Raw genomic sequence first — 13,715 nt, 5'->3', positions numbered from 1 at the left:
GATATGCGAATCATCCACATGATTCGAAAAGACGGATGGGCTCAGGAGCCCTCGCCCGGCGCCTCGGAGAAATATTTCTCCAGCTTGCCCTCTTCGCCGTCTTTGTCCTCGTACCCCGGCATCGGGTCTTTCTTCTCAAGGATCACAGGCCAGGCCTCGGCATATTTGCGATTCAGCTCGACCCATTTCTCCATGTCCGGCTCGGTGTCCGGGCGGATCGCGTCGGCCGGGCATTCCGGCTCGCAGACGCCACAGTCGATGCATTCGTCAGGATGGATCACCAGCATATTCTCCCCTTCGTAGAAACAATCCACGGGGCAGACTTCGACACAGTCGGTGTATTTACAGGCGATGCAGTTATCAATCACGACGTAGGTCATTGCGGCTCATCCAAATCTGATCATTTGCGCCTTTGCTAGCCCCAAGTGCCGGATCAATCAAGCATGTCAGGGCGCGAAAGGTCCGTCATGCGACGATCTTTCTTTGTCGGACGACCTTTTCCCTCGAACCGTGGCACAGACGGAACAGGGTCCTTCGAGACGACGGGCGGGCTGAGGTCTTCAAAGAGGGTTTGCGCTTCGGGGGCCGGGCCACGGCGGGTGCCACAGGCCATGATCTTGATCACCCGGATGTGGCGCGCCTGCGGGAAGGTCAGAACATCGCCCTCGCCCACAGAGGTCGAAGCCTTTGACACTTTGTTGGAATTGACCCGCACATGCCCCGCCGTCACGGTCTTGGCCGCCAGCCCGCGGGTTTTGAAAAAGCGGGCATACCACAGCCACTTGTCGAGACGAATGGTCTCCCGCTTTTCCATTTACTTCTTGTCCTTGAGCCCCATCAGCGCGGCGGCGAAGGGGTTGTCCGGGTCGATCTGCTTTTCCTTGCGCGGCGGTTTGGCGGAGAAGGTCTTCGGCTGGTTGCCGCCCTTTCCACCATCACGGCCCCCGTCACGACGCGGCTTGCCACCTTTTTTGCCCTGCGGTTTGCCGCCACCCTTCTTGCCCTGCGGACGATCCCCGCCCTCACGGCGCGGACCACGGCCAGCGTTGCGGTTGCCACCACGATTGCCACCCCAAGTGAAAGTGTAGAACACCTCCATCTCGGCACCGGCGAGTGCGGCATCGGCGGCCTCACCCTCTGGCACTTCGCCTGCGGCATATTGCGCGGCTTCGTCTTCCGAGGCCACAGGCTCCGCGATCTCGGCAGAGGGGGCTTCGCCCTCATCCGGAAGGTTCACGGCCACACCGGAGAGATCGGCGGCCTCTTCGGCTTTCGCCTCTTCGGTGATCGCACCCGGCTTGATCGCATCCGGCAGACCTTTGTCGAACACCGGCGTGTCGGCGTTATCGTCGCCCTCATGCACAGGCGGCACGATGTCTTCATGCGCCACGCCCTCGTCGGTCGGGATGACCTGATCGACGGCTTTCACCTTGGTCCGCTCCCCCTGCTCGGCCTTGTAGCCCATGCCGCCCATCAGATCGGCGAATTGCTCCAGGGTCATGCCGGTGATCGACAGCATATCCGGGTTGGCCTCAAAGCCGCCACGGCTGTCCTGACTGCGCAGCAGATCGGCGAGACGTTCCAGCATATCAATGCGGATCGCGCGCTGACCGGAGAGGCGATAGCCGGACATGGCATAATAGCCTTCGGGGGCGTCCACCACGGCGGGGATGGTCACCAGTCCCGGCGGCGGGCTGTCGGGGAAGGTGTCGAATTTCGCGTTCAACGCCCACAACAAAAGACGCAAACGCGTCGGCGCCGGTTTCAGCAAAAGCGGCATGAAAATCGTGTACTGACCGAAGCGCACACCATGTTTGCGCAGCGCGCCACGGGCATCCTGATCCAGCTCTTTGACCTCTTGCGCGATCTGCTCGCGCGGGATCACGCCGAGGTTTTCGACCAGACGGAAGGCAAAGCCGCGCGCCAGACCGGTGAGGGCCTCGTCACGGGACATGTTCAACAGCGGCTCGAAAAGGGTCGCGATCTTGCGGTCGATGAAATGCTGCAAACGGCGCTGGACTTTCTCCACCACGTCTTGCGCGACACCGTCGTCGACAAAGGCCACTGCGCGCGGTTTGAGCGCATCGTCGCCCGGCACCAATTTGCCCACGGCGTGCTCGCCCCACATCAGGCCACCCTGTTCGGTGAAATCCATTTCCGTGTCGGGCGCGTTGTAAAACCGGTCAGCGCGCAGGCTGAACTCCGGCGCCAATGCGGCCATCGCGGCCTGGGCCAGCGTCTTGGCTTCATCGGGCGTTGCCGCCTTGTCCTGCTGAAAGCGGAACCCTTCCAGACGGCCGACGAATTCGCCTTCAACCGTCACTTCACCTTTATCGTTCACGTCGGCCACAAGGCCCTCCTTTTGCTTGAGCCGCCGAAGGAGCACGCTCGTCCGCCGGTCCACAAATCTTTGCGTCAGTGCACCATGTAATGCATCCGACAATCGGTCTTCTACAGCGCGGGTCGCGCCGCGCCAATGGCTTTCGTCATCGACCCAGTTTTCACGCTGCGCAACATAGGTCCAAGTGCGAATATAGGCGAGTCTTTTAGACAGAGTGTCGATATTGCCCTCGGTGCGGTCAATGCGTTTGATCTGCCCGGCCATCCAATCGTCGGGAACCCGCCCATATTCATGCAAAAACTCGAAAATCCGCTCCAGAAGTGACGTGTGTTCGCCATGACTGATTCCCCGGAAATCGGGAATGCGGCAAACGTCCCACAGGAGCCGCACGTCTTTCGAACCACGTAGACGCGGGCGCACGGATTTCAGGTCCGACAGGGTTTTCAGCGCCTGCAAATCATCCGCCTCGCGCGCCTTGACCAAGGATGGATCATCGGGCGGCATCTCCAAAGAGCCGATCAGCCGGTCGACTGTGCCGAATTCCAGCCGGGAGTTGCGCCAGTTGAGTTTCTTTTGCGGGGTAAAGCGATGCTCCTCGATGGCCGCGATCACCTCTTCGTCGAACGGCTCCGCCTCGCCCGTCACGCCGAACGTCCCGTCGGTTTGATAGCGCCCGGCCCGGCCCGCGATCTGGGCCAGTTCGTTGGGCATCAAGGGCCGCATCCGGCGCCCGTCGAATTTCACGGTCGAGGAAAAGGCCACATGGGTGACGTCAAGATTGAGCCCCATACCAATGGCATCCGTGGCGACGAGGTAATCGACATCGCCGTTCTGATACATCTCGACCTGCGCGTTGCGGGTGCGCGGGCTAAGCGCGCCCATGACGACCGCCGCCCCGCCCTTTTGCCGGCGCAGGAGTTCTGCGATGGCATAGACATCATCCACAGAAAAGCCGACAATCGCGGCTCTGGCGGGCATGCGACTTATCTTTTTCGACCCTGCGTAGGTCAGGCGGGAAAACCGGTCGCGGTGCATGAATTGCGCCTTGGGCACCAGTTGCGCAATCACCGAGCGCATAGAATCCGACCCCATGAACAGGGTCTCATGAGTGCCACGGGCATGGAGCAAACGGTCGGTGAAGACATGGCCGCGCTCGGGATCGGCGCAAAGCTGAATCTCATCGACAGCCAGGAAATCCGACCCCATGCCGGTGGGCATCGCCTCGACCGTGCAGACCCAATATTGCGTGCGCGGCGGCACGATGCGCTCTTCGCCGGTCACAAGCGCCACGACCGACGGCCCGCGCGCAGCCACGATGCGGTCGTAAACCTCGCGCGCCAAAAGCCGCAAAGGCAAGCCAATAACGCCCGTGCGATAGGACAGCATGCGCTCGATGGCGTAATGGGTTTTGCCTGTGTTCGTGGGGCCGAGCACTGCCGTGATCCGACCGGTCATGCCTGTCATTGGCCCGCCATGTCCTTCGTTTTTTGTCCTTGCCAGAGGTTTTAGAGCGCCGTGCCCTGAAGGACCAGTTCCAGACGCGCAATCCGATCCGACAGACCCTGCATTTGCGGGTGAATCTTCTGGACTTGCAAGAGGACATCCATGGCGCGGGGCGTATCGCCGATCTCTTCCAGGATCAGCGCCAGCCCCGACAAAGCTCCGAAATGACGCGGCTCACGCTCCAAAACCTGACCGATGTCGGCAATCGCGGGGCCGTAGAGCCCGGCCATGAAATAGGCTGTCGCGCGGGCGTTATAGCCTTCGGTGAACTCGGGCGCATGATCGACCAAAGCGGTCAGATGGCCAATCGCGCCCTGAATGTCGCCGACCTCCATCGCCGCGCGGCCTCGCTCCAAAAGCAAGTCCATCGCGTCAGAGCCGGAACGCGACAGCTCCATCGCAATTTCCTGTTCGATCTGACCGGCACCGTAGGGATCGGCCTCGGACAATTCGGCAAAAAGCGTATCAAGCCGCGCCTGATCCGCCGCAAACCCCGGCTGTCCGGCAAAAATTAGCCAGAGCACGCCGAGAAACGTAACGGCACATTTGAGTAATTGTCGCAATGCTTTCATAACACTTTCGATAGTAGCTTTCTGAGGCGGAGGTTCAAAGTCACAAATGAGTGCCTATATGCTCCGTAAAGACCAACCAAAGGAAAACCCATGAGCGATCTCATCACCAAAGCCGTCGCGGCCCTGAACGAAAAGATGGACGGCGGTTTTGACGCCGGTGTCGCGAAATTCGTGATCGAGGGCGAAGGCGCCATCGTGGTCGACAGCGACGGCGCGCGCGCCTCTGACGATGAGGCCGATGTGACCCTGACTGCCGACGTTGAGACCTTCCAGGGCATGATCGAGGGCGATGTGAACCCGACCGCCGCCTTCATGCAGGGCAAACTGTCGGTCGATGGCGACATGGGCCTTGCGATGCAGCTTGGCTCTGTTCTGGCCTGATCCCAGATGACCGAGGCCGCACCCTATTTTGCCGATCTGGCCCAAGGGCCTGAGGGCGGCTCGGCCTATTGGCTGACCACCTCGGACGGGGTGCGGATCAGGGTCGGACTTTGGCCGCATGAGGGCGCGAAGGGCACGGTCTTCATCCTTCCCGGCCGCACCGAATGCGTTGAGAAATACGGTCGCGGGGCGGCGGATTTTGCCGCCCGTGGCTTTGCCTCTCTGGCCATCGACTGGCGCGGGCAAGGCATCGCGGAGCGTCTGTTGAAAGACCGACGCATCGGCCATGTCGAAGACTTTCAGGACTACCAGAAAGACCTCGATGCGGTGATTGCACTGGCAGAGGCGAAATCCATGCCGAAACCATGGTTCCTGATCGGCCATTCCATGGGCGGCGCGATTGGCATCCGGGCGCTGATTGAGCGCAAACCCTTTCAGGCCGCTGGATTTTCCGCGCCGATGTGGGGGATTGGCCTGACGCCCATTCAGAAACTTCTGGTCCGGTTCGTCTCGCCGCTGTTCCATGCGCTCGGCCTGCAAAACCTGCGCGCGCCGGGGACCAAAGCGGAGACCTACATGATCTGGCACGGGTTCAAGGACAATCTTTTGACCTCGGATCGTGAGATGTTCGATTACATGACCGATCAGGTCGTGGCCCAGCCCGATCTGGGGCTTGGCGGACCGTCCTCGCATTGGGTGACGGAGGCGATCCGGGAAAACGACTGGGCGTTTGAGCATGCTTTGCCGGATGTGCCGGTCATGTGTTTTCTCGGCGGTGACGAGAAGATCGTCAACATCCAAGCGGTCAAGGATCTGGCGACGCGTTGGCCGTCCTGCGAATTGGTGATCGTGCCGGGCGCGCGCCACGAGGTGCCGATGGAGACGCCCGCCACGCGCGCGCTGTTCTACGACCGGCTCTCTGCGCTTTTTGAGCAAAGCGGAGGCTAAACCGCCCTATCCCCTTTGCATCCCCAGCGCGGAGCGCCTATCTCTTGTGTCAAAGAGATTAGGAGTGATGCGATGCGGTTCACCACAGGGCGAGACAACACGGGGCAAAACATGGTTTTCGACGCAAGTGCCGAGGGCGGCGCAAAGAAGTTCGGAGACCTGCCGGATTGGGACCTGACGGACCTCTACCCCGCAACTGACGCGCCCGAGGTGAAACGCGATCTCGACTGGCTCGAAGAACATTGCGCAAGCTTTGCCGAGGATTACGAGGGCAAGCTCGCCGAACTCGACGGCGCGGGCATGTATGAATGCATCCTGCGCGACGAACGTATTTCGCAGGTCGCCGGGCGTTTGGGCTCCTTCGCGGGCCTTCTTTATTACCAAAACACGGTCGACGGCGAACGCGCCAAATTCTTTTCCGACATTCAGGACAAGATCACGACATACACCGCGCCGCTGGTGTTTTTCTCCCTCGAAGTGAACCGCATTCCCGAGGAGACGCTCGAAGAAATGCTCAAACACGAGGGCCTGTCGCGCTATCGGCCGATCTTTGAGCGGATGCGCAAGATGCGGCCCTATCAGCTCTCTGACGAGCTGGAGCGCTATGAGCATGACATGTCCGTGGTGGGCGCGTCTGCGTGGAATAAACTCTTCGACGAAACCGTCGCCGATCTCAAATTCGAGGTGAATGGCGAGACGCTTGGCCTTGAGGCCACGACGACGCTGATGTCCGACCCCGACCGCACGGTGCGCGAGGCGGCGGCCAAGGAAGTGGCACGGGTTCTGGGCGACAATATCAAGATTTTCACCCGCGTTCACAACACCCTGGCCAAGATGGGCGACATCGAGGACAAATGGCGCGGCATGCCGACACCGCAGACCGGCCGCCACCTGTCGAATGACGTCGAACCCGAGGTGGTCGAGGCGCTGCGGGACGCGGTGGTCGCCGCCTATCCGAAACTGTCGCATCGCTATTACGAGTTGAAACGCGGCTGGCTGGGCCTCGATAAGCTGCAAATCTGGGACCGCAACGCGCCGCTTCCGCTGGAAGAGACCCGCACCATCGGTTGGGACGAGGCGCAGAACACGGTGATGGAGGCCTACGCGGGCTTTGCGCCGAAAATGGCCGAGATCGCCAAGCCGTTCTTCACCGATGGCTGGATTGATGCGGGCGTGAAACCGGGCAAGGCGCCGGGCGCTTTTGCCCATCCGACCGTCACCGACGCGCACCCCTATGTGATGCTGAACTATCTGGGCAAACAGCGCGATGTCATGACCCTCGCCCATGAATTGGGCCATGGCGTACATCAGGTTCTGGCCGCAGATCAGGGCGAGCTTTTGGCCAACACGCCTTTGACGCTCGCCGAAACCGCCTCGGTCTTTGGCGAGATGCTGACTTTCCAGAAGCTGTTGAAAGACGCGAAAACGCCCGCCGAGCGCAAGGTTTTGCTCGCCGGCAAGGTCGAGGACATGCTCAACACGGTCGTGCGCCAGATCGCGTTTTATGACTTTGAATGCAAACTCCACAATGCGCGCAAGGGCGGCGAGCTGACCTCTGACGAGATCAATAAGCTCTGGATGTCGGTGCAGGGCGAGAGCCTCGGCCCGGCGTTCGACTTCATGGAGGGCTACGAGGTCTATTGGTCCTACGTGCCGCATTTCGTGCATTCGCCGTTCTACGTCTATGCCTATGCCTTTGGCGACGGCTTGGTAAACGCGCTTTACGCGGCCTATCAGGAACAACCCGAGGGCTTTCAGGACAAGTATTTCGACATGCTCAAAGCGGGCGGCTCGAAACACCACAAGGCGCTTTTGGCGCCCTTTGGCTTGGATGCCTCCGACCCGAAATTCTGGGACAAGGGCCTGTCGATGATCTCCGGCTTCATTGATGAATTGGAAGCGATGGAGTGAGCTCCGATCTCACAATAAATCCCCTGCCACGCAGCGCGTTGCACCGTGTTGCGGGGTTTTCCCTACCGCCGGAGCAGGCGCAGTTTTCTGGCCTGCCTGCCGAGACCATGGGCCGCGCGCCCGCCGATCGCGACGGTCATGTGATCGAGGAAGGTGGCACGCCCGTCGGATTTTTCGCCATAGATCGAAGCTATGCCGAGGCGCATGAGTTTGCGGAGCCGGGCGCGTTGGGGCTTCGGATGTTTCTGATTGATCACAAGGCGCAGGGACGCGGGGTTGCCTCCGGGGCCTGCGCGATGCTCAAAGCCTATCTGGCGAAGACTTACCCGGAACGCAGCCTCTGCTATCTCACGGTCAATTGCCGCAATCCGCACGCCCGCAAAGCCTATCTGAACGGTGGTTTTACCGACACCGGCGCGCTCTATTATGGCGGTGCGTTGGGGCCGCAGCACATCCTAAAACTGGAGCTACGGTAAATCTCTTGCATGACGTCTCTTTAAGACAAAGTATCGTCCTTTCCGAGCTCTGCTTTTTGTTTAGCGTCGAAACGCATCGCCAAACTGATAAACGGCGTCAGTATGATCAAACCCGCACATGAGGGCCACAGGTTCCTGTTAAGGATCTCAAGATAAAAAGTGAAATCCATCTTTCCAACGGACAGGGTCGCAACCATAATCAGCGAGGCCCCAACAAAGAGCTGGCTCAAGGCAACCACGAGGCTGTCGCGGAAATTAGCCCTTACAGAGTAGATGATCATGAGCCATAAGCCGGAATAGAAACCCCCCGCCGCAAAGATATCCAGAACGCTATCCTGCCCCGCGGACCTCAAGAGACTAGCGACAAAATAGATCGTAACAAGCGTCAGATTCAAACTGAGAACGATCCCGAATTTTCGAAATATTTGCAGTGTCTTCTGAAGTGCCAAACGCTTTACTCACTTCAACTGACTGTCTTTCGATCCACGCCGGTTGATGCCGCCGCGCGCTTTATACGCCCCATCACGCTCCTGCTGGCAGTCGATGCAGAGCTTCACCCCCGGAATGGCCTTGCGCCGCGCCTCTGGAATGTCCTCGCCGCATTCGGCGCATTCGGTGAAACTCTCGCCCACCGGCGCGCGGTGGTGTTTCATTCGCGCCAACTCGTCGGAGATCGAGGCCTCGATCTGTTCGCTCACCGCGCCGTCTTTTGCCCAGCCGCCTGCCATCACAAACGCCTCAATCCAGCTCGGTCCAGGGCCAGGGCTTCACCTCGCTGTCGCCGGTGATGTAGCGCGTCGCCTTGGCGAACCAGATGCCGATGTCTGTGCCCGCATCCGCCACGCGGTCGTTGGGTTTTTTGCCATTCATCAGCATGATGATCGCCTGCAACACCGCCAACACCCCGATAATGGTCGAGGCGAAACTCATCATCACCCAGATGATGATCGAATAGAGGATACGCGCGCCGATGTTTTCGGAAATTTCCTCGGGCCGCGCCGGTTTCTTGCCGCCCATCTCGGGCATCACGTGATCGAATTCATGCGGGTCGGCCATGGGTGATTCCTTTGTTTTGTGGCAGCAGTTTAGCGCGAAGACCGCGCGACCAAAATCATCATGATCGTGAGAGGTGACGCGAGGTTTCGTTTGGGCGATTTTGCGACTGCGCCTAGGCTCACGTCAAAACGGGAGGATTTTCAATGATGAAATGGATTGGGCGCGGCCTTGGCGTCGTGATTGTCGCAGGCGCGGCATTTTTCTTTGGCGTTTTGCCGGGCCTCGTGGAGAAGGGGCAAAACGGCGTGGTCGAGCATGCCCCCTACCCGGTCTCAGCCGAGGCACAGGCGCTGCACGATCGGATCGTGATCGGCGATCTTCACGCCGACAGCTTGCTTTGGAACCGCGACCTGTTGAAACGGGGCAGCCGGGGCCATGTGGATTTCCCACGCCTGCGCGAGGGCAATGTCGCGGTGCAGGTCTTCACCGCCGTCACCAAAAGCCCCGCAGGACAGAATTACGATCACAATTCCGCAGAGGCGCGCGACAACATCACGCTTTTGGCCATCGGGGAACTTTGGCCGGTGAAAAGCTGGGGTGATCTGACCGAGCGCGGGCTTTACATGGCGAAACGCATGCAGAGTTATGAGGCGAAGGCCCCCGATCAGGTGCGGATCATTCGCACGACATCCGACCTCGACGCGGTGCTTGCCGCGCGGGCCGAAGGCCAGCCTCTCACAGGCGCACTTTTGGGCGCAGAGGGTGGGCATATTCTGGAGGGTGATCTCGCCAATCTGGACCAGATTTATGACGCAGGTTACCGGCTCATGGGGCTCACGCATTTCTTCGACAATGCGCTTGGCGGCTCTCTGCATGGCGAGGACAACGCCGGGCTGACCGAGTTTGGCCGCGCCGTGGTGCAGGAGATGGTCGACAAACGGATGGTGATCGACCTGGCGCATGCCTCGCCGCAAATGGCGCGTGAAGTCATTGAGATGACCGACCAGCCGCTGGTGCTGTCGCACACCGGCATCCATTCGCATTGCCCGGTGAAGCGCAATTTCGAGGACGGTTTGATGCAACAGATCGCGGCCACGGGCGGCGTGATCGGCATCGGCTATTGGGCGGATGTGACCTGTGACGCCTCGCCCGCAGGGGTCGCCAAGACGATCAAGGCGGCGGTCGATCTGGTCGGCGCCGAACATGTGGCGCTCGGCTCCGATTACGATGGCTCGGTCACGGTGGAATTCGACACGTCGGAACTCGCGGCCCTGACACAGGCGCTCATGGATCAGGGCCTCACGGAGGATCAGATCGCCGGCGTCATGGGCGGCAATATGATGCGGGTGCTGGGCGCGGTTTTGCCCGAATAGACCTATTCGACACCCAGTTCCCACAGCTCGCTGAGCGCATCCCCCGCGCTCAGTTCCGGCTCGAAGGCGCCAGTGTTCAGAAAGCTCAGGGTCTGAACGATGACGCGCGGGTTTTGCATCATGAAAGTATGCGTCACCGGCAGGGTCAAATGCGCCGTCATGCCCGCGACCTTGGTGCTCTCAATCGAGACCTTGCCATCGTCCTCACCCTCGATCACCGCCGAGAGGATCGGATTGAGCGACTGGCTCCCGGCGATCACCCCGGTCTCAAAGGGCAAGGGCGGCAGGCTGTCGGGCAGGCTCTCTGTGCCCAGCTGCAACCCCGCCGGGCCGTTGGCGGTCTCGAAGGCCGCGTAGCCCCCGAAGGTGTCGATGATCTCGGAGCCATGGTTCGGCGGCCCCAGCATCACGACGCGGCCCCAGTCCAGCTCCGGGTGATCGGCGGCAAAGCTGCGCAGCAGGATCGCGCCCATGGAGTGGGTCACCACATCGGGAGAAATGCCTTCGCCACAACCCGCTCGCCCCGCGCGCAACGCCGGATCGGCCAGGAGCGCCACGGGTGCCTCGCGCGAAGGGTAACCCTGATTGACGACAGTGTAACCCGCCGCCTGCAAAGCGTGTTCCATGACCAACATGGAGGCATCGGTGCGCGCGAGACCGTGCAGCAAGATCACGCAACGCGGCTCCGCATCGGCTGAGGACATAGCCACCAAAGGCAGAGACACGCCACCGAAAACCAAGACATAAAACAAACTCTTCATGGGGGCGATATGGCCGAAGGCTTTGGACAAAACAAGGGCGCCCAACCATAGGGCGCCCGTCCATTTACCTCCCTGAGGATACACAGCCTAACAGCTGTCACCACTTACCGATCGCATTCAGCAGGTTCGTCATCACAGGCGTCGGCCCTTTGAGCGAGGGGGCACATGCTCCTCCGTCTCGCTTCATCCGGGGTCACAAGCCTCAATCGGCGGCACCCGTGATCGAACCCTCCAAATCCTTGCCCCTGCCCTGCGGTCCAACGTCCCTCCACGGGTTCGACCACTTGAGCCGGAGGCACCGGTTATTGCGGCGGATCCTCCGTGTTGTTCTGGCCAGTCATGCGGGACATTCTCATGTCATCCTCCTTTGCCGTTCCAACATCTATAGAATAGCGCGAGTCGCGGGGCTTAGCCTTGATCCGCGTCAAATACGCTGTCGATCATCGCCTGCGTGCCGCGCGCGTTTTCCAAACTCCACGGATAGTCCGCCCCCTCCCGCACCGCACGAACAAAGGTTTCGACCTGACAGACATATTGGCGCACGCGGGGGAAGCGTTCGAGTTTCAGCCCGCCTTGGGTGTCGCGAATTTCGATCTCGGCCTGCCCAGCCACCCCGGCGTTGAAGGGTGTTTTGACGATGATCAGACCCTTGCGGCCATGGAAGCGCACCTCCTGGAAGGGTGCCATGCGCATGGAGACATAGGCGTGATAGGTAAAGCTTGGGAAGCGGGCGGAAAATTCGGCGCTGACATCGACGCCGTTCTCGCGGGTGATCTCGGCGTGGGTGATGTTGAGTGGCTCTTCCCCGGTGGCAAACCGCGTCGACCCCATGGCGTAGACGCCAATATCGCCCAAGGCCCCGCCGCCGGTTTCAGGCCGGTTTCGGATGTTGTCCGCGTCCGGGTTGTCAAAGGAGAACCCGACCTCGACCCGCATGAGGTCGCCAATCTCGCCCGCCGCCAGGAGATCGCGCACGCGCGCCCATTGCGGGTGATGCACGATCATGAAGGCCTCGGCACAGACAAGTCCCGTCTCATCGCGTTTGGCGATCAGCGCGTCGATCTCCTCCGCTTTCATCGCGATCGGTTTTTCGCAGAGCACATGTTTCCCGGCCGCAAGCGCCTTGAGGCTCCACTCGATATGCAGGTGATTGGGCAGCGGAATATAAACCGCGTCGATCTCGTCCGAGGCCAGCATGGCGTCATAATCGGTGAAAACCTTGAGATCGGGGGCAAAGGCCCGAAACGGCGCAGCTTTGTCCTCGGATGAGGTGGCAAGTGCGGCAAATGTGGCGCCCTCCGCCTCATGGATCGCGCGGGCCATATGTTCGCGGGCGAAATGCGCGGCGCCCAAAACGCCGAAGCGGACAGGTGTCATGTGCGGTTCTCCTTCTATCATGTTACCGCCATCATGCGTCATGGAGGCGCAAAGAAAAAGGGGCAGCCCTGCGGCCACCCCTTTGAAAATTTTAATCGTCGATTGGATCAGGCGCTTTCAAGGATGCCTTGTTCCTTCGCCAGCTCCTGCATGCGTTTTTGCAGCTTCTCGAAAGCGCGCACCTCGATCTGGCGGATGCGTTCGCGGGAGACCTCATATTGGCTCGACAGCTCCTCAAGCGTCACCGGCTGATCCTTGAGACGGCGCTGCATCAGGATGTCTTTCTCGCGCTCGTTGAGCACATCCATCGCCTGCACCAAAAGCTGGCGGCGGGTGTCCATTTCGTCGCGGGCCTCGTAATCGGCCGCCTGGTCGGCGTTTTCATCCTCAAGCCAGTCCTGCCATTGCGCAGAACCTTCCTCATCGCTGCCAACCGTAGCGTTCAAAGACGCGTCCCCGCCCGACATCCGCCGGTTCATCGAGATCACCTCATCCTCGGTCACGCCCAGATCGGTGGCGATCTGTTTGACGTTGTCGGGATGCAAATCGCCATCCTCGAAGGCACCGATCCGGGCCTTGGCCTTGCGCAGGTTGAAAAAGAGTTTCTTTTGCGCAGAGGTGGTCCCGAGTTTCACCAGCGACCAGGACCGCAGGATGTATTCCTGAATGCTCGCACGGATCCACCACATCGCATAGGTCGAAAGGCGAAAACCTTTTTCCGGGTCAAAGCGTTTCACCGCCTGCATCAGCCCCACATTGGCCTCCGACACAACCTCGGCCTGCGGCAAGCCGTAGCCACGATAGCCCATGGCGATTTTCGCGGCCAAACGCAGGTGCGAGGTCACGAGCTTATGCGCCGCGGTGGCGTCCTCGTGATCCACCCAGCGTTTCGCCAGCATGTATTCTTCTTCGGGTTCCAGCATCGGGAACTTGCGGATTTCCTGCAAATAGCGGTTCAAACCCTGTTCGGGGCTCGGAGCCGGCAAATTGGCGTAATTACTCATCTCTCACATCTCTCCCGCGTCATGCCTATGTTATAAGGCTTAACATGCCATTTGGGAAGGCCTGTTAGCGCT

The 13,715-nt window shown here is 60.3% G+C and carries 15 protein-coding genes; 5 read left to right on the top strand and 10 right to left on the bottom strand.

Annotated elements, in window-relative coordinates; genetic code table 11:
* Positions 1–41 precede the first annotated feature (41 nt).
* The 4 genes from fdxA to HCZ23_RS02105 are packed head-to-tail and all read right to left on the bottom strand — an operon-like array spanning position 42 to position 4,368.
* Positions 42–380 carry a ferredoxin FdxA gene (fdxA, locus tag HCZ23_RS02120; RefSeq protein ID WP_167600033.1) on the bottom strand — a complete coding sequence of 113 codons (339 nt, stop codon included), beginning with the start codon at positions 378–380 and terminating at the stop codon, positions 42–44.
* 53 nt (positions 381–433) lie between these two features.
* Positions 434–814 carry an RNA-binding S4 domain-containing protein gene (locus tag HCZ23_RS02115; RefSeq protein WP_167600032.1) on the bottom strand — a complete coding sequence of 127 codons (381 nt, stop codon included), beginning with the start codon at positions 812–814 and terminating at the stop codon, positions 434–436.
* The gene (locus HCZ23_RS02110; RefSeq protein WP_167600031.1) at positions 815–3,805 is read right to left on the bottom strand and encodes a helicase-related protein; all 2,991 of its coding nucleotides are present in this window, start codon (positions 3,803–3,805) and stop codon (positions 815–817) included.
* A gap of 41 nt (positions 3,806–3,846) precedes the next feature.
* Positions 3,847–4,368: a tetratricopeptide repeat protein gene (locus HCZ23_RS02105; protein ID WP_368487270.1), complete on the bottom strand. Its 522-nt coding sequence runs from the start codon at positions 4,366–4,368 to the stop codon at positions 3,847–3,849.
* A gap of 138 nt (positions 4,369–4,506) precedes the next feature.
* Between HCZ23_RS02105 and HCZ23_RS02100 the strand changes: the two genes are divergently transcribed.
* The 4 genes from HCZ23_RS02100 to HCZ23_RS02085 all read left to right on the top strand — a co-directional run bounded on the left by HCZ23_RS02100 (position 4,507) and on the right by HCZ23_RS02085 (position 8,132).
* Positions 4,507–4,797 carry an SCP2 sterol-binding domain-containing protein gene (locus HCZ23_RS02100; RefSeq protein ID WP_167600029.1) on the top strand — a complete coding sequence of 97 codons (291 nt, stop codon included), beginning with the start codon at positions 4,507–4,509 and terminating at the stop codon, positions 4,795–4,797.
* A 6-nt stretch (positions 4,798–4,803) separates the two neighbouring features.
* On the top strand, positions 4,804–5,745 hold the full coding sequence (locus HCZ23_RS02095) for an alpha/beta fold hydrolase (protein WP_167600028.1): 942 nt from the start codon (positions 4,804–4,806) through the stop codon (positions 5,743–5,745).
* Between the two features lie 72 nt (positions 5,746–5,817).
* A complete protein-coding gene (locus HCZ23_RS02090) occupies positions 5,818–7,656 on the top strand; it encodes a M3 family oligoendopeptidase (RefSeq protein ID WP_175580859.1) in 1,839 nt (612 codons plus the stop codon).
* On the top strand, positions 7,653–8,132 hold the full coding sequence (locus HCZ23_RS02085) for a GNAT family N-acetyltransferase (RefSeq protein ID WP_167600027.1): 480 nt from the start codon (positions 7,653–7,655) through the stop codon (positions 8,130–8,132). Before HCZ23_RS02090 ends, HCZ23_RS02085 begins: the two co-directional genes overlap by 4 nt.
* 20 nt (positions 8,133–8,152) lie before the next feature.
* Here HCZ23_RS02085 and HCZ23_RS02080 read toward each other — a convergent pair whose 3' ends face one another.
* From HCZ23_RS02080 to HCZ23_RS02070, 3 genes are read right to left on the bottom strand one after another with little or no spacing between them, the layout of a single operon-like run.
* Positions 8,153–8,581 carry a hypothetical protein gene (locus HCZ23_RS02080; RefSeq protein ID WP_167600026.1) on the bottom strand — a complete coding sequence of 143 codons (429 nt, stop codon included), beginning with the start codon at positions 8,579–8,581 and terminating at the stop codon, positions 8,153–8,155.
* A gap of 9 nt (positions 8,582–8,590) precedes the next feature.
* Complete coding sequence (locus HCZ23_RS02075) at positions 8,591–8,860, bottom strand: DksA/TraR family C4-type zinc finger protein (protein WP_167600025.1); 270 nt, start codon at positions 8,858–8,860, stop codon at positions 8,591–8,593.
* Positions 8,861–8,870: 10 nt separating this feature from the next.
* The gene (locus HCZ23_RS02070; RefSeq protein ID WP_167600024.1) at positions 8,871–9,188 is read right to left on the bottom strand and encodes a DUF4389 domain-containing protein; all 318 of its coding nucleotides are present in this window, start codon (positions 9,186–9,188) and stop codon (positions 8,871–8,873) included.
* Between the two features lie 143 nt (positions 9,189–9,331).
* Here HCZ23_RS02070 and HCZ23_RS02065 point away from each other — a divergent pair, with 143 nt between their 5' ends.
* Positions 9,332–10,501, top strand: coding sequence for a dipeptidase (locus HCZ23_RS02065; protein WP_217703098.1), 1,170 nt, complete (start codon positions 9,332–9,334; stop codon positions 10,499–10,501).
* A 2-nt stretch (positions 10,502–10,503) separates the two neighbouring features.
* Here the strand turns inward: HCZ23_RS02065 and HCZ23_RS02060 are convergent, their stop codons facing one another.
* From HCZ23_RS02060 to rpoH, 3 genes are all read right to left on the bottom strand, one after another.
* Positions 10,504–11,262 carry a triacylglycerol lipase gene (locus HCZ23_RS02060; protein WP_167600023.1) on the bottom strand — a complete coding sequence of 253 codons (759 nt, stop codon included), beginning with the start codon at positions 11,260–11,262 and terminating at the stop codon, positions 10,504–10,506.
* A gap of 408 nt (positions 11,263–11,670) precedes the next feature.
* Positions 11,671–12,639, bottom strand: a complete 969-nt coding sequence (locus tag HCZ23_RS02055) for a Gfo/Idh/MocA family protein (protein ID WP_167600022.1) — start codon at positions 12,637–12,639, stop codon at positions 11,671–11,673.
* Positions 12,640–12,746: 107 nt separating this feature from the next.
* The gene (rpoH, locus tag HCZ23_RS02050) at positions 12,747–13,643 is read right to left on the bottom strand and encodes an RNA polymerase sigma factor RpoH (protein ID WP_167600021.1); all 897 of its coding nucleotides are present in this window, start codon (positions 13,641–13,643) and stop codon (positions 12,747–12,749) included.
* Positions 13,644–13,715 lie beyond the last annotated feature (72 nt).

This window comes from Celeribacter sp. HF31 (assembly GCF_011806455.1).
In the GTDB taxonomy this organism is placed as follows: Bacteria; Pseudomonadota; Alphaproteobacteria; order Rhodobacterales; family Rhodobacteraceae; genus Celeribacter.
The sequence above is the reverse complement of the archived record's forward strand: the minus strand, read 5'-3'. Positions and strand labels throughout refer to the sequence as shown.